Raw genomic sequence first — 16,136 nt, 5'->3', positions numbered from 1 at the left:
CACCGCGGTTCGTAGCCACTCGACCGGAATGTCTCTAAGCTTCCAGCCACCCGGGTGACCGCCCAACCCGGGCAGGAGGGAGCCGGGGATGCCGCCTGCCCGCGCACTCTGGCTGTTGCTGAGCGGCTACGCCGTCTCGTCGTACGGGAACTACCTGAACCTGGTCGCGCTCGGGCTGTTCAGCTTCCACTGGACTCAGAGCACGTGGGCCACGGGTGCGGTGATGGCGATCCGGCTCGGAGCCGGGTTCGTGGCCGGGCTGGTGTCCGGCAATGTGCTGCTCCGGGTGCCGCGCCGACCGCTGCTGATCGGACTCGATCTCCTGCAGGCGGCGGTGATGCTGGTGCTGCTGACGGCGCCGAGTCTGGCCGTGCTCGTCCTGGTCGCGCTGGTTCTCGGCGTCTGCAACACCTTGGTGGTTGTCGCGCTGCGCAGCGGGATCCCGGAGCTGGTCGGTGTGGATCAGCGGACCCGGGCGAACGGGCGAATGGTGACGGCGCGATCGCTGGCCAGCGTGCTGGGATTCGGTACGGCCGCGCTGGTGATCGACCTCGGCGGATACAGCGCGGCCTTCCTGCTGAACGCCGGATCGTTCCTGGTCTCGGCGACGGCGCAGGCCTTCGTGACCTGGCCCGCGCAGACCGCCGAGCTCGGCTCACCGGGGTCTTGGCGGCGCGATGGCCGGACGGCCGAGCACGCGCGGCGGTGGCCGTGGCAGTACCTGCCGCCGTTGATCGCCGGGATGATCGCGCTCCGGGGGGTTGACGCGCTTGCCTCGGCGGGCCACAACGTCGCGCTCCCGATTTACGCCAGCCTGACCGCGCCGGACAATCCCGCCGCGGTCAGCACCCAGTTCCTGACCGCCTGGGCGATCGGCAGCGTGAGCGCCCATCAGTTGGTCAGCCGGTTCCTGAAGCGGCTCGACCACCGAGCGTTCGCCGTCGCGACCGGTGCGATGTCGGTGTCGTTCGTGCTCGCCTTCACCGGCCTGCCCCCGGCCGGGCTGATCGCCGTCTGCCTGCTCGCCGGGATCTCCGACGGGGTGAGCGAGATCGGCTACCTGTCCACGCTGCAGACCCGGCCCGAGCACCAGCGGGCCCGTGTCTTCGGTCTGTCCGCGAGCGTGGAGAACTCTGCTTTCGCCGGCGGGATGCTGCTCGCCGGCGGCCTGCTCGACGTGCTGCCGCCGCCGGTGGTGGTCGCCGGGCTGCACGGCGTCGCGGTGATCGGCGTACTGGTCTTTCTGTCGCTCTCGAGGAGGCATCATGCCGAGAACATCGATGATCCACGGTCCCCAGCCGGTGCCGACCGCGACTGACTCGCTGGACGCGGTCCAGGCGCTGCGCCGGGCCGCCGCCGAGTTCCCCTCGGCCGGCGTCCGGACGCCCGGGGGACTGCTGACCTATCCGGAGTTGTTCGACCGGGCGCGCCGGATCCTGACCGGCCTCCGTATGCGCGGATCCGCGAGCGGTGACTCCCTGATCCTGCAAGGGCTTTCGCTGGACGCCTTCTTCCCGGCGTTCTGGGCCTGCCTCCTGGGTGGGCTGCGGCCGGCCGTCATCTCCGACTCGGGCCCGGCCGGGTGGGAACGGCTTCGGCACACGTGGGAGCTGCTCGAATCGCCACTGATCCTGACCGATCGCGAGGGATCGGCCGGCCACGACCTGCCGGCGGTGGCGGTCGATGATCTCGTCCGGCTGGATCCGGCCGAGGAGCTGTATCACCCGGACCTGGCTGAGGTGGCCGTCCTGATGCTGTCCTCGGGGAGCACCGGCGCGCCGAAGGCCGCCGCGCTCACGCACCAGGCGCTGGCCGAGTTCGCCGCCGGATCGCGGCTGTTGCTCGACCTTCGGCCGGGAGAGACCATGCTCAACTGGCTGCCGGTGGACCACAGCGGCGCCCTGCTGCTGTACCACGTGCTGCCGGTGTTCACCGGAGCAACCGGCGTGCACCTTCCGACGACCGAAGTCCTCGCGAATCCGCTGCTCTGGTTGGAGAACGTCGACCGGTACCAGGCACAGCACACCTGGTCGCCGACGTTCGGGCTGCAACTGGCCGCTGATGCGCTGCCCGCCGGTGCGTCCCTCGACCTGCGCAGTGTCCGGTCGCTCGTGTGCGGCGGCGAGCAGATCGTGCTGCCGGTTCTCGAGAGGTTCTTCGCGGCAACCGCCGGATCGGGCCTGGATCGCGCGTGCGTACGGCCGGCATGGGGCATGGCCGAAACCACGACCGCCATTACGTTCGGCCGACTGACCGACGAGGGCTGTGTGGTTCGGGTGCTCAAGTCCTCGCTGGACGACGCCCTGGTGACCGCGGGTCCGGAAGTGCCCGAGTCGGAGTGCCTGACCTTCGTCGCGGTCGGGCCGCCGGCACCGGGTGCGTCGATCCGGGTGGTCGGCGAGAACGACGAGGTGCTGCCCGAGCTTCGGATCGGGAGGCTGCAGGTCCGGTCCGGCCGAGTGACCGCCGGATACGTGAACAACGCATCGGCCACCGCGGCCGCATTGCCGGACGGCGAGTGGTTGCGGACCGGGGATCTGGCGTTCGTCTCCGGCGGACAAGTGGTGATCACCGGCCGCGAGGGAGACACGGTGGTGGTCAACGGGAACACGGTGTTCTGCCATGAGATCGAAGGTGTGGCCGCAGGAGTGAACGGTCTCGGCCTGCACGCGGTCGGTGCGTGCGGGGTGCCGAACGCCGAGACCGGGACCGAGGATCTGGTGGTCTTCGTCGAGGCGGACGAGGCGGTGGCGCCGGCGGTGAAGGCGTTGATCTTCGAGCGCCTCAGGCTGACGGCCGAGGTGGTGGTGGTCCCGGCGGGGGAGTTCCCGCGGACTGCAAGCGGCAAGGTCCGCCGGAACGAGCTGCGGCAGCGCTATCTGCGCGGTCGGTACGGCGCGACGGGCACTGCGGATGTGACCGCATCGTCCGCCGGGCGCCGGGTGGGGGCGCGTGCGGTAGCGGCCGAGGTGAGCCGGTTGCTTGCGGAGCTGGCGGGGCAGCCGGCGGCCGACGAGGTTCCGTTCTACGAGTTGGGCCTGACGTCGATCAAGCTCACGCAGCTTCGGGCGATGCTGTCCGAACGCTTCGGGATCGAGGTGCCGGCGACGGTGCCGTTCGAGTATCCGACTGCGGCTGCTCTGACCGCCTGGCTGACCGAGGCCCAGCAGGCGGCGCCGGGTTCGGGGGCTGGGGCGGATGCCGGCGGGGTGGATCGGCGGGTGGCAGTCGTCGGCATGGCCGCGCGCTTTCCGGGGGCGCGGACGGTCGACGAGTTCTGGGCCAACCTGTGCGGGGCAGTGGACAGCGTGTCCACCGGCCCCGGTGCGGAGGGGTGGGTCCGTGCCGGTGGGGTGCTCGACGACGTCGAGGCGTTCGACGCGGAGTTCTTCGGGGTGTCGCCGAAGGAGGCCGCGCTCACCGACCCGGCTCACCGGCAGTTCCTCGAGGTCGCGCACCAGGCCCTGGAACACGGCGGCTACGCGGGATCGGGCGCCGGGCTGCGGATCGGCGTCTATGCCGGATCCGGGATGAATCTGTACGGACACCAGGACCAGCTGGCCCCGAGTTCCGGCGACCGGCCTGGCGATGTGCCGACCGCGATGCAGGCGACGATCGGGGCCGCTCCGGACTTCCTCGCCAGCCGAAGCGCGTACCGGCTCGGGCTGACCGGGCCCGCGATCGGGGTCCAGACCGCGTGCTCGACCTCTCTGGTCGCGGTGCACCTGGCCGTCCAGGCGCTGCTCACATCTGACACGGATCTGGCCATCGCGGGCGCCGCGGCGGTTCGGCTGCCGCAGGACGCCGGGTACCAGTACGTGCCCGGCTCCATCCTGTCCCGGAGTGGTCGCTGTCGCCCGTTCGACGCCGACGCGGACGGGACGGTTGGGGGCAACGGCGTGGCTGCGGTCCTGTTGAAGCGTCTGGACCGGGCGCTGGCCGACGGCGACACGATTCATGCGGTGATCCTTGGCAGCGCGGTCAACAACGACGGCACGAGCAAGGTCGGTTTCACCGCGCCGAGTGTGTCGGGTCAGGCGGATGTCGTCCGCCAGGCGCTGGCGCGGGCCGGTGTGGGCGCCGAGACCATCTCGTACGTCGAGGCGCACGGGACGGGGACCGCGCTGGGGGATCCGATCGAGTTCGAGGCGCTGTCCCAGGTCTTCGGTTCGACCGGCGAGCGTCCGGCGAAATGCGGCCTGGGCTCGGTCAAGGCGAACGTCGGGCACCTGGACTCGTGCGCCGGGATGGCCGGCCTGATCAAGACGATCCTGATGCTGCGGCACGGGCGGCTCGTGCCGACGGTCAACCTGAGCCGCCCACATCCGGAGCTGCGGATCGAGAACAGCCCGTTCGAACTCGTCACCGCGACCCGCGACTGGCCCGGGGTCGCAGGCCCGCGCCGGGCCGGGGTCACCGCCCTGGGGGTCGGCGGCACCAATGCTCACGTCGTCCTCGAAGAACCACCGCTCGCCGCTGCAGCCGACCTGGCGGAGTCGGAGCCTGAGCCGGTGGTGCTGCCGGTTTCGGCGGCGTCGCGGGCTGCGCTCGAGGTGCTGCTCGGCTCTCTGCGCGGTCAGCTCGTGGCCGGCCCCGACCTTGCCGCATCAGACCTGGCCACCACACTCGCCCTCGGTCGCCGGCACCACCAGCACCGGGTCGCCGTGGTCGGCGCCGATGCGAGCGCCCTTGCCGCCGCCCTCGCCCACGCGACACCCACCGAACCAGGTACTCCGGGACCGTTGGCGTTCGCATATTCCGGGCAGGGAGCGTCGTACCCGGGAATGTCCGGCCGGCTTGCCGCGAGGTTCGAGGCGGCGCGGAAGGTGTTCGACGAGGTGACGCAGGTACTCGGCGAGGACATCGTCGACAGCCGGCGGGAGGAGCTCGCCCAGGTGAGCCTGTTCGCCAACCAGGTGGCCTGGACCGAGGTCTGGCGGGCGCTGGGCGTCGCACCGGACGTGGTGATCGGGCACAGCGTCGGGGAGTACGCCGCCCTGTACGCGGCGGGTGCGCTGTCGCTCCCCGACGGTGTCCGGCTCACGGTACGACGCGGCGAGCTCATGCGGACGAGGATGAGGCCAGGCGCGATGATCGCGGTCGGCGCGGACCGGTCGACGGCGGAGAAGCTCGCCGCCGAGTGTGGACTGGAAGTTGCCGCCGTCAACGGTCCCGACCGGTTCGTGCTGGCCGGGTCCGAGGACGCTGTGGCCGGCGCGACGGAGATCCTCGATCGCAGCGGGGTGGGCTCGCGACGCATGCCGATCGACAGGGGGTTCCATTCCGTGCTGGTCGAACCAGTGCTCGACGACCTCCGCGCTGCCGCCGACGAAGTCTCCTTCCAGCCCCTTCGGGTGCCCTTCTTCAGCGGACTCGACGGTTCACTCCTGACCGAGGTCACCAGCCAGTACCTCGCGGACCACGCGCGCCGGCCGGTGCGATTCGACCTGGCCACCACCGCCGTGGCCGAATTCGGCGCCACCCGACTCCTCGAGGTGGGTCCCGACGCCGTCCTGACCCCACTCGGCCGCCGAGCCGTACCCGGCACCACCTGGCTGGCCACTCAACGCCGCGGATCCACCACCCAGTTCGCTGAAACCGTCGCCGCCCTCTACCGCACCGGCACCGACCTGACCTGGCGTCCCCTGTCCACCGGCCATCGCATCCCCCTACCAGGCCACCCACTCACCAGGCGTCCCATCCCCACCCCGGCCCGGTCCGTCGCGCCACCCGAGCCGCCGACCGCCATCGCGCCTGTCCCCGCTGTGACCGGAGTTCTGGGCACGGTGCGGGAGCTGATCGCCCCGGCCCTCGGGATGGCGCCGGACGAGATACCGGCCGACGCGTCGTTCCTCAGCCTGGGGGCGGACTCGCTCTCCCTCATGCGCCTGGTCGGCGACCTGACCGACACCTTCGGCGTCACCGTCTCCGTCCGCAGCCTGTTCAGCGACGTCGACACCGCCGCCAAGCTCGCTGACCTCATCGGCAACTCCACCACCACGTCACCTCAACCATCGACCAGCAGCACCCAGACTTCATCGCTCACAGCCGTCATGCCGGCTGAACCGCCGGCACCCAGCCCGGCAGTTCCACCGTCCGCCTCTCTGCAGCAGGTCGTGGACCGTCAACTTCAGCTGGCCGAACGCATGATGGACCGCATCACCAACCTCATGTCCGACCAGCTGGCCCTGCTCAACGACGCCCCCGACTCGGTCCCGCCACTGCGCACTCCGGCACCAGCCGGCCCGCCCACCAGCACACGCACCAGCACGCCCACGGCAACCCGCCCCCGGCCCGTTGCCTCCACCCGGCAGGGCGCCTGTGACTTCAGCCTGTACTTCTTCGGCGACTACCCCGACTCCGCCGCACAGGACAAGTACGGCCTCATCCTCAACGCCACCGAGTTCGCCGACCAGCGTGGGTTCCACTCGGTCTGGCTGCCCGAGCGGCACTTCCACTCCTTCGGCGCACTCTTCCCGAACCCCTCCGTCCTCGCCGCGGCGCTCGCCACCCGAACCCGGCGAATCCGGCTCAACGCGGGTTCGGTGGTGCTCCCGCTGCACCATCCGATCCGGGTCGCCGAGGAGTGGTCTGTCGTCGACAACCTCTCCGGCGGCCGGGTCGGACTCTGCATCGCCAGCGGCTGGCACGCCCGGGACTTCGTCCTCGCCCCTGATGCCTACGGCAACCACCGGACCGAGATGTACGACCGCCTCAACACCGTCCGGCGACTCTGGGCAGGTGAGGCGATCACCGCGGTCGCCGGGAACGGCGAGCCTACCGAGGTACGGCTGCACCCGAGCCCGCTGCAGGACCAGCCGCCGCTGTTCACCGCCGTCGTAGGGAATCCGGAGTCGTACAAGCTGGCTGCCCGCAACGGCCTCGGCGTCGTCACCAACCTGATGGCGCAATCCGTCGAGGACTTGGCGGCGAACATCGCTCTCTACCGCTCGACCCGCGCCGAACACGGTCTCGACCCGGACGCCGGTCGCGTGGTCGTCCTGCTGCACACCTATGTCGGCGACGACCTCGAGACCGTCCGGGCCGACGCGTACCAGCCGTTCTGCGACTATCTGCGCTCGTCGATGTCGCTGTTCGGGCAGGTGACGAACAGCCTCGGCTTCCAGATCGACCTGGACAAGACCGCCCCGGACGACGTCGAGTTCCTGCTGGGCCAGGCCTATCGGCGCTACTGCGAGACCCGCGCCCTGATCGGCACCCCGGAAACCTGCCGCGCGATCGTCGACCAGCTGATCGCGATCGGCGCGAACGAGCTCGCCTGCTTCGTCGACTTCGGTCTCGGCCCCGACGAGGTGATGCGGAGTCTGTCCGCGGTCGACGAGCTCCGCGCCGAGTACGTCCAGGACCCCACCGTCGTCGGCCGTACCGATGGTGGGCCGGTGGATCGCGGCCGGGCACTGACACCACCGGAGAAGCGGATCTGGTTCCTGGAGCAGCTGAACCCGGGTGCCAACACGTACCACGAACCGAAGGCGATCGAGCTTCGCGGTCCGCTGGATCCGGCGGCGCTGCAGGGCGCCCTGCAGCGGGTGGTCGACCGGCATCCCGCACTGCGGACCCAGTTCCGGGAGGTCGACGGGGCGCCGCGGGCGTTCGTCCGAACGGCGGTCCGGATCGAGTGCCCGGTGGTTGATGCTGAGGGCAACGACATCGAGACCCTGCGGCACGACGTCCGGCTCGGTGCGCTGGACCTCGACACCGCTCCGCTGCTCCGGGCCGGCTTGATCCGGCTGGCCGACGACCACCACCTGCTGTTGCTGGTCGGGCACCACATCGTCTTCGACTCGGCCTCGACGCCGATCGTCGTCCGCGACCTCGGCGCCTACTATCGCGCCTGGCCGGCCGATCCCGGCCTGCCACCGGCCGTCGACGGTCTCTCGGAGCGAGCTGGCCCGACCGCGGCGGATCGTGACTTCTGGTTGACCGAGCTGGCCGGCGCACCGGAGCTGCGGCTGCCCACCGATCGGCCGCGGTCGCACGCCCGGACCGGCGCCGGCCGCTCGCTGACCCACGAACTGGACAGCTCGCTGACCAGCCGGCTCGGCGCCTTCGCCGCGAGCTCCGGTGTGACGGTTTTCAGCGTGCTGCTGGCGGGCCTCGGCGTGGTGCTGTCCCGCTTCAGCGGGCAATGTGACTTCGTCATCGGCACCGGTGTCTCCGGCCGCGGCAGGTCCGCCGCGGATGCCGTCGGCATGTTCGTCGACACACTTCCGCTCCGGATCCGGTTGGCCGAGGATGCCGACTTTCCCGGGCTGGCCCGCTCTCTCGGCCTGGCCCTGATGGACGCGGTCGACCATGGCGACGTGCCGTTCGAGGACATCGTCGCCGAGCTCAACCCGGACCGGTCCACCGGACGCAATCCGCTGTTCGGGGTCGCGGTCGAGTTCGAGAACGGTGTCGACGAGGTCGACTTCGCCCCGGCGGTCTCGGTCCACCTCCGCGACCTGCCGAGTGACCGGGCGCCGGTCGACCTCCTGCTGTACCTGAGCTACGCCCCGTCGGGTGTCCGGTGCGTGGTCGAGTACGACAGCGACCTGTTCGACGAGGCCACGGTTCAGCGGCTCCTCGACTACCTGGAGTTGACGCTGGGGCTCGCGACCGCCGGGGCGACTGTCCCGCTCAGGGCACTGTCCGGGCTGACCGCGGCGGACGAGGGGCTGCTGGCCCGCTTCGAGGGTGAGCCTGGCCCGGCCTCCTCCGCGCGCCTGCACGAGTTGTTCGAGCAGCGGGTCGATCTCCATCCGGACGCTGTCGCGGTCGACGGCGACTTCGGGCAGGTGACGTACGCCGAGTTGGACCGGCGCGCCAACGGGGTTGCGCTCGAGTTGCTGTCCCACGGCGTTCAGCGCGGTGAGCTCGTCGGTAGTTGCCTGCCCCGCGGTGTCGACCAACTCGCGGTCCTGCTCGGGGTGTTCAAGTCCGGCGGCGGCTACCTCGCGCTGGATCCAGCGGTGCCGGTAGAGCGGCTGCGGTTTCAGCTGAACGACTCCCGGGCGACCGTTCTGGTCACCGGCGAAGGGATGCCGGATCTCGGCGCCCTGCCGACGATCCTCGTCGAGCACCTCGACCCGGTCGGCGCGGACCGGCCGCGGGTCGAGGTGACGCCCGATGATCTGGCCTACTGCTTCTACACCTCCGGATCCAGCGGCACCCCCAAGGGGGTGCTGATGCCGCACCGGGGTCCGGTCAACAACCTTCTCGGGTTCGCCACTCATCCGCTGACGACGCTGCAATGGGCGTCGTCGATGTTCGACATGAGTCTGCACGAGACCTTCACGACGTTCCTCACCGGTCAGACCCTGATCCTGATCGAGGACGGCAGCCGGTACGACCCGGAGCAACTGGCGCGACGGATCCGCGAGCACCGGATCCAGCGGATCGTCATGCCGTTCAGCGCCGTCCACGCGCTGCTGGCGATCCGGCCGGAGCTGCCCTCGTTGCGGGTGATCTGCTCCGCCGGCGAGGCCACGACTCCCACCGCGGTCGAGCATGCGTTCCTCGCGGCGCACCCGAACTGCGTTCTCTACAACGGGTACGGCCCGACCGAGACGTCGATCGGGGTGACGGATCACCCGGTCGAGCCCGGTGAGACTGTGCCCCCGATCGGTCGGCCGCTTCCGGGAGTGCGGATCCGCCTCCTTGATCCGGACCGTCGACCGGTGCCGGTCGGAGCGGTCGGTGAAATCTGTATCGGCGGTGTGTGCGTCGCGAACGGGTACCTGAACCGGCCCGAAGAGACGGCCAAGGCGTTCTACGCTCCCGGCTGGTACGCGAGCGGCGATCTCGGGCGATGGCGCGCCGACGGAGCGCTCGAGTACCACGGCCGGATCGACGACCAGGTTCAGCTGCGCGGCGTCCGGGTCGAGCCGGGCGAGGTCCGGGCCGCCGTGCAGGGGCATCCGGCGGTGACCGAGGCCGCGGTCATCGTCCTCCACGGCGAACTGGTCGGGTACACGGTCGGCGTGGTCGAGCATGAGGAGCTGATGGAGTACCTGGCGGCGCGGCTGCCCAGGTATCTGGTGCCGCGGCGGTGGGTTTCGCTCGAACGGTTGCCACTGACCACCACGGGCAAGCTCGACCAGGCGGCGCTGCCGGCGCCGGTCGCCGTCCAGGCGAACGTTCCTCCGGCAACGCCGCTGGAGAGCACGATCCATGCGGTGTGGTGTGAGGTCCTGGAGCGGACCGAGATCGGCGTGACCGACTCGTTCTTCGACCTGGGTGGACATTCCCTGCTCGCTGTTCGCCTGCTGAACCGGCTGCGGGACGCGACCGACCTGGAGCTGACGCTGTCCGAGTTCTTCCGCTCGCCGACCATCCGCGCGGTCGCGGGCCGGAGTGAGCCGACGGTCGAGCCCGAGCCGGTCGAGCCCGAGCCGGTCGAGCCCGAGCCGGTGGAGGTCGCGCCGCTGACCCTCAACCAACGGCGTTGTCTGGAGCTGGTCCGGAGCCGTGCGGACGCGTCGATCTACAACAGCCCAGCTCGGGTCGACGTCAACGGGTCGCTGGATCCGGAACGACTACGGCGCGCGCTGGAGGGGCTGGTCCAGCGCCACAGCGCATTGCGGACCAGGGTCCTCGAGGACCGGCAGGAGGTGATGGCGGCGGTCGAGGTCGCGCTGCCGGTCGAGGAACTCCCGGCTGATGAGGACCACATCCGCGCCTGGTGTCTCGCAACCGCCCGTCCTGCACTCGAGCCCAGTCAGCCCCCGCTCTGGCGCGCCCGGCTCGGGCGGGTGTCGGCTGACCACTGGGTGCTGGTTGTCGCAGTCCACCACATCGTCTTCGACGGCTGGTCGGCCCGGCTGTTCTGGGACGAACTGTCCTCCTTGTACTGCGGTGCGGAGCTGTCGCCGCCGAGCGCGCAGTACACCGACTACGCCCGCTGGGAACGCGACACCCTCACCGGGTCCACCCGTGCGGAACTGGACGGGTTCTGGCGTACCGAGCTTGCCGGGTCGACCGTCCAGCCCGCCCTTCCCGTCGACCACCCGCGCCCGGCGACACTGTCCGGCCGCGGAGCGACCCAGCACGTGGAACTCCCGGCGGGCCTGGCCGAGGAAGTCCGCTCCGCTGCCGCGTCCGCCGGGACCACTCCGTACGTGCTGATCGCCGCCGCCTTCGCCGAATGGCTTGGCGCCCTCTGCGGTCAGGATGAGGTCGTCCTGCCGGTGTCCAGCGCGCGCCGGCGCCGGTCCGACCACGAGGGTGTCATCGGCTTCATCGGAGACGCCGTGCCGGTCCGGATCAGACTCGACACCCACGACCTGCTGGCCGAGACCGCCCGCGCCCTCTACTCAGCGCTCGACCACGAAGCCCTGCCCTGGGCCGAGATCCTCAGTAAGGTCTTCCCACACCAGACCCAAGCCATCCTCTTCACGGTCATCACCACGGCCCCCGCCACTCTGACCCTCCCCACGGGCAGCTACCCGGTCCGGGCCCTGCCATCGCCGGACCTGGCGCGAAGGGAGCTCTACGTCGTCTTCAACCTCACCGACACCACATTCACCCTCGATATCGAGTACTCCACCGATCTCTTCACCGCCGGCACCATCACCGCGTGGTGCAGCACTCTGGCAGCGGCGCTGGCGAACCGGTGTCGGGCCTGATTCAGGGCACAAGAAACGGGCCCTTCCCCGCGTCGTTGCGGTGAAGGGCCCGTCGAGCCTTTGTCAGGCGGTGCGCTTGGTGCGGTGCAGGTGGGCCGGGCCGATTTCGCCCTTGCGGAGCAGTTCGACCCGCTCGGCCAGGAGCTCCTCGAGCTCCGAGATGCTGCGGCGCTCGCGCAGCATGTCCCAGTGCGTACGGGCGGGCTTCTCCTGCTTCGGCTCCGGCTTCTCACCGGTCGACCGGGCGGCCTCGCTGCCGCAGTGCGGGCACTCCCAGACCGCGGGCACCTCGGCGTCGTGCGCCATGGTCACCTCGACCACGTGGCCGCGGGGGCAGTCATACGTGATCATCTGGCGCGGCGCGAACTCGACACCGCGGTCATCCTCGAAGCTGACCCCACCCAGCCCCGAACCACGCAGTACGCGATTAGACATGTCAAACCTCCGAGATCGTCATCCGTGCCAACGGTCGGCCGGCCCGGATCATTCCCATTTTGGCATGCCCGAGCCATATGTACGCACCTGACAGCACCGTCGTGACGGGCTGTCATCGAGCGTTCACACATCACGGTGTGTCGCCATTGACCGACACCGTTGCCTGGCATACGACGCGCGAAGTTCACAGGGAGTTGCCAGCTTTCGAGGATCAGTTCCTCAGCAAACGTCCTTAGCGTCAGCGTCCATGGTGCTACCCCGCCACAAGCTCCGTGGCCTCAGCGTGCTCAATGTGGCCCTGGTGGCCGTCGTCCTGGCCATCGCCGTCACGGCGTACTTCCTCTTCTTCCGCACGGATCAGCCGGCCGCGAGCGCGACCCGTCCGACCGTGACCGTCGCCCGGGGCGAGGTGACCGCGAGTGTCAGCTCCAGTGGCACCCTGCAGAGCTCCCAGACCGCCTCGCCGCAGTTCGAGACGTCCGGGACCGTGACGCAGATCATGGTGAAAGTCGGCCAGGTGGTCGCCAAAGGTACGGCGATCGCGAAGATCGACCCGGCCGCGGCCGAGCGGCAGCTCCGGATCGCCGAGCAGAACCAGATCGCCTCGGCCAACTCGGTCGACGCCGCCGAGGAGTCGCTGAGCGACGCCCAGGACGCCGCCGAGGCCGCTGAGGAGGCGTCGGCCTCGCCAACGCCCACCACCAGCGATCAACAGTCCAACCAGAACCAGACCAATCAGACCCAGGGCCAGAGCCCGGAGGTCGCCGTCAGCAACGCCGAGGCCAGCCTGGCCCGGGCCAAGGCGGACAAGGAGCAGGCCGACCAGGACGTCGAGGCGGCCCAGGCCGCGGTCGACGCGACCACGCTGAAGGCGCCCATCGCCGGCACGATCACCGCGATCAACGGCTCCGTCGGCTCGGTCACCGGTGGCTCCAGCTCAGGCAGCGGTTCAGCCGGCACGGGCTCAACCTCAGGTCAAGGTTCAGCCGCCGGCACGACCTCGACCACGACGACAACCTCAGGTTCAGGTTTCGTCGACCTCGCCGATCTGAAGTCGCTCCAGGTGGTCGCGGCCTTCGCCGAGGCGGACGCGATCAAGATCAAGGCCGGTCAGTCGGCCACCGTCACGCTCAACGCCGAACCCGGTACGACGCTGACCGCCTCGCTCGCCTCGGTCTCGCCGACACCCACGACCACCAACGGCGTGGTCTCGTACTCGGCCACCTTCTCGCTGACGAAGATCCCGGCGAACGCGCGGATCGGCCAGACCGCGAACGTCACCGTGCAGACCGCCAAGGCGGCCGACGCCCTGTACGTCCCGAGCACCGCGATCGCCACCAGCGGTACGACGTACACAGTGACGATGGCCGACGGCGGCGGGACCCGGGAGGTGCAGGTCGGCGTTCGGGGTGACAGCTACACCCAGATCACCTCGGGACTGGCCGAGGGCGACCGGATCGAGCTGCTGCAGGGCTCGATCGGTACGGCGACCAACCAGAACGGCCGGACGGGTCAGTTCCCCGGCGCTGGCCAGGGCCAACTGCCCGGTGGCGGCCAACTCCCCGGCGCGGGGACAGGGGCCGGGGGCAACCGTGGCCGCTGACGCCCTGATCGACATCCGGGACGTCACCAAGACGTATGGCGCGGGGGAGACCGCCGTCCACGCTCTCCGGGGTGTGTCGCTGCGGGTCGAGGCCGGCGAGTACGTCGCGGTGATGGGCTCGTCCGGGTCCGGCAAGTCGACGCTGATGAACATCCTCGGCTGCCTCGACGTCCCGAGCCGGGGTGAGTACTGGCTCGACGGCAGCAACGTGGCCCGGCTGACCGAAGACCAGCAGGCGCTCGTCCGCGGCCGCAAGATCGGCTTCATCTTCCAGTCGTTCAACCTGATCCCACGTACGAGCGCGCTCGCGAATGTCGAACTGCCGCTCACCTACGCCCATCTCCGTCGCGCGGAGCGACGCCGGCGGGCGTCCCGGGCGCTGGAGCTGGTCGGACTGGCGGACCGCGCCGACCACCGGCCGAACCAGCTGTCCGGCGGTCAGCAGCAGCGCGTGGCGATCGCCCGCGCGCTCGCCACCGGCCCGCGGATCCTGCTCGCCGACGAGCCGACCGGGAACCTGGACGCGCACTCGACCGACGAGGTGCTCGGCATGTTCGACCAGCTCAACGCGGACGGCCGGACCGTCGTGGTGATCACCCACGAGACCGACGTGGCGGCGCGGGCGCGGCGGCTCATCCAGGTGTCCGACGGCCGGATCGTCGCCGACGAGGTGACTCGCTGATGTCACCTCGCGACCTCTTCGGGGCGGCCCTGCGCGGCCTGAGCGCGAACAAGCTCCGCTCGCTGCTGACCGTCCTCGGTGTCTCCATCGGCGTCGGCGCCGTCATCGTGCTCGTTGCGGTCGGCAACGGCTCCGGCAAGGCCGTCCAGGACCGGCTGGAGGCGATGGGCACCAACCTGCTCACCGTCTCGACCACCGGCGGTGGCGGCGGCTTCCAGCGCGGCCAGGCCGGCCCGTCGGCCCAGCAGTACAGCTTGACGCTCGAGGACGCGGCGGCGATGGGCGACGAGAAGCTGGCGCCCGACGTGGCCTCGGTCGCCCCGGTGATGACCAGCTCGGGTACGGCGACCAACGGTGACACCAGCTACACGGTCAACCAGATCATCGGTACGACGCCCGACTACCTGCCGGCCACCAACACACCGGTCGAGCTCGGCCGGTCCTTCACCGAGCAGGATGTGGACACCTCGCAGCGGGTCATCCTGCTCGGCCAGACGGCGGCCACCGAGCTGTTCGGGCGACCCGGGTCCGCGGTCGGTCAGACGATCAAGCTCGGCGCGGTCGACTTCGTCGTACTGGGGGTGCTGGCGAGCAAGGACAGCACCGGCTTCTCGGACCCGAACGCGACCGCGATCGTGCCGATCAGCGCGCTGCGGGCGACCCAGGCCGGGTACGGCGCGCTGAACCAGATCGTCGTCCAGGCCGCGGACAAGGACCGGGTGGATGTCGCGCAGGCCGAGGTGACGCAGTTGCTGACCGCGCGGCACGAGGTGCCGGCGAATCAGACCTCGCCGTTCCGGATCACCAACTCTGCGCAGATCCTGCAGACCAGCCAGGACACCGCCGCGACCTTCACCGCGCTGCTGGCGACGGTGGCCGCGATCAGCCTGGTCGTCGGCGGGATCGGGGTCACCAACATCATGCTCGTCACGGTCACCGAGCGGACCCGCGAGATCGGTATCCGCAAGGCGCTCGGTGCCCGGCGGTGGACGATCCTCGGTCAGTTCCTGATCGAGGCGACGCTGCTGAGCCTGATCGGCGGCGCGGTCGGAGTCGCGGCGGCCCTCGTCATCACCCGGTTCCAGCTCGCCGGGGTGGAGCCGGTGCTGGTGCCGTCGTCGATCGCGCTCGCCCTCGGGGTGTCCGCGGCCGTCGGCCTGTTCTTCGGCAGCATGCCGGCGCACCGAGCGGCCGGTCTTCGTCCCATCGACGCACTACGACATGAGTGAGAGGCACACCTCTGATGAGCAACCAGACGCCCGACGAGTTCGCCCAGATCGGGACCGACCAGGAGGTCGACGCGGCACTCCAGCCGAAGAAGACCCTCAACCTGCCGCTGGTCACCGCGATTCTGGCCGGCGTCGTCGTACTCGCCGTCGGCCTGGCCGGCGGCGCGGGCCTGCACGCTGCCTTTGCTTCGGACAGTACGACGCCTCAGCAGCAGGCAGGCCGTGGTGCCGGCGGGTACGGCGGCTTCCGCGGCCAGAACGGCACCGGGCAGGGGCCAGGCGGTCAGGCCGGCGGTCAGGGCAACGCGGCGATCGGCACGGTGGTGTCGGCGAGCAGTTCGCAGCTGGTGGTGAAGACCCAGAACGGCGACGTCACGGTGAAGCTCACCGGCGACACGACGTACGAGATCACCTCGAAGGGCACCGCCGCCGACCTCAAGGCCGGTGAACAGGTCGTCGTCAGCGGCCAGAGCGCCGATGGCTCCATCACGGCCACCACCGTCCGCCAAGGCGCCTTCCCCGGCGGCTTCCGCACCCCGGGCGCGACGCCGTCGCGGTAA

Annotated in this window: 7 protein-coding genes; 6 read left to right on the top strand and 1 reads right to left on the bottom strand. The window is 70.3% G+C overall.

Annotated features, from left to right (window positions below; translation table 11 throughout):
* Positions 1 to 88 precede the first annotated feature (88 nt).
* Entirely contained in the window at positions 89 to 1,318 is a 1,230-nt protein-coding gene (locus tag ACGFIF_RS09345; RefSeq protein ID WP_393153190.1) for an MFS transporter, read from the top strand.
* Positions 1,266 to 11,627, top strand: coding sequence for a MupA/Atu3671 family FMN-dependent luciferase-like monooxygenase (locus ACGFIF_RS09340; RefSeq protein WP_393153188.1), 10,362 nt, complete (start codon positions 1,266 to 1,268; stop codon positions 11,625 to 11,627). Before ACGFIF_RS09345 ends, ACGFIF_RS09340 begins: the two co-directional genes overlap by 53 nt.
* Before the next feature lie 63 nt (positions 11,628 to 11,690).
* On the opposite strand, the gene ACGFIF_RS09335 is transcribed toward ACGFIF_RS09340, so the two are convergent.
* Positions 11,691 to 12,062, bottom strand: a complete 372-nt coding sequence (locus ACGFIF_RS09335; RefSeq protein WP_130448290.1) for an RNA polymerase-binding protein RbpA — start codon at positions 12,060 to 12,062, stop codon at positions 11,691 to 11,693.
* Positions 12,063 to 12,309: 247 nt separating this feature from the next.
* Here ACGFIF_RS09335 and ACGFIF_RS09330 point away from each other — a divergent pair, with 247 nt between their 5' ends.
* The 4 genes from ACGFIF_RS09330 to ACGFIF_RS09315 are packed head-to-tail and all read left to right on the top strand — an operon-like array spanning position 12,310 to position 16,136.
* Entirely contained in the window at positions 12,310 to 13,665 is a 1,356-nt protein-coding gene (locus tag ACGFIF_RS09330; RefSeq protein WP_393153186.1) for an efflux RND transporter periplasmic adaptor subunit, read from the top strand.
* The gene (locus tag ACGFIF_RS09325) at positions 13,655 to 14,347 is read left to right on the top strand and encodes an ABC transporter ATP-binding protein (protein ID WP_393153184.1); all 693 of its coding nucleotides are present in this window, start codon (positions 13,655 to 13,657) and stop codon (positions 14,345 to 14,347) included. Before ACGFIF_RS09330 ends, ACGFIF_RS09325 begins: the two co-directional genes overlap by 11 nt.
* Positions 14,347 to 15,576, top strand: a complete 1,230-nt coding sequence (locus ACGFIF_RS09320; RefSeq protein WP_393153182.1) for an ABC transporter permease — start codon at positions 14,347 to 14,349, stop codon at positions 15,574 to 15,576. Before ACGFIF_RS09325 ends, ACGFIF_RS09320 begins: the two co-directional genes overlap by 1 nt.
* Positions 15,577 to 15,590: 14 nt before the next feature.
* Complete coding sequence (locus ACGFIF_RS09315) at positions 15,591 to 16,136, top strand: hypothetical protein (RefSeq protein WP_393153180.1); 546 nt, start codon at positions 15,591 to 15,593, stop codon at positions 16,134 to 16,136.

The sequence above is a fragment of the Kribbella sp. NPDC049174 genome, assembly GCF_043197365.1.
GTDB lineage: Bacteria > Actinomycetota > Actinomycetes > Propionibacteriales > Kribbellaceae > Kribbella.
The sequence above is the reverse complement of the archived record's forward strand: the minus strand, read 5'-3'. Positions and strand labels throughout refer to the sequence as shown.

Coding starts and splice junctions, on each gene's coding strand:
- ACGFIF_RS09345 (WP_393153190.1), top strand. CDS start 89: ATGCCGCCTGCCCGCGCACTCTGGCTGTTGCTGAGCGGCTACGCCGTC.
- ACGFIF_RS09340 (WP_393153188.1), top strand. CDS start 1,266: ATGCCGAGAACATCGATGATCCACGGTCCCCAGCCGGTGCCGACCGCG.
- ACGFIF_RS09335 (WP_130448290.1), bottom strand. CDS start 12,062: ATGTCTAATCGCGTACTGCGTGGTTCGGGGCTGGGTGGGGTCAGCTTC.
- ACGFIF_RS09330 (WP_393153186.1), top strand. CDS start 12,310: ATGGTGCTACCCCGCCACAAGCTCCGTGGCCTCAGCGTGCTCAATGTG.
- ACGFIF_RS09320 (WP_393153182.1), top strand. CDS start 14,347: ATGTCACCTCGCGACCTCTTCGGGGCGGCCCTGCGCGGCCTGAGCGCG.
- ACGFIF_RS09315 (WP_393153180.1), top strand. CDS start 15,591: ATGAGCAACCAGACGCCCGACGAGTTCGCCCAGATCGGGACCGACCAG.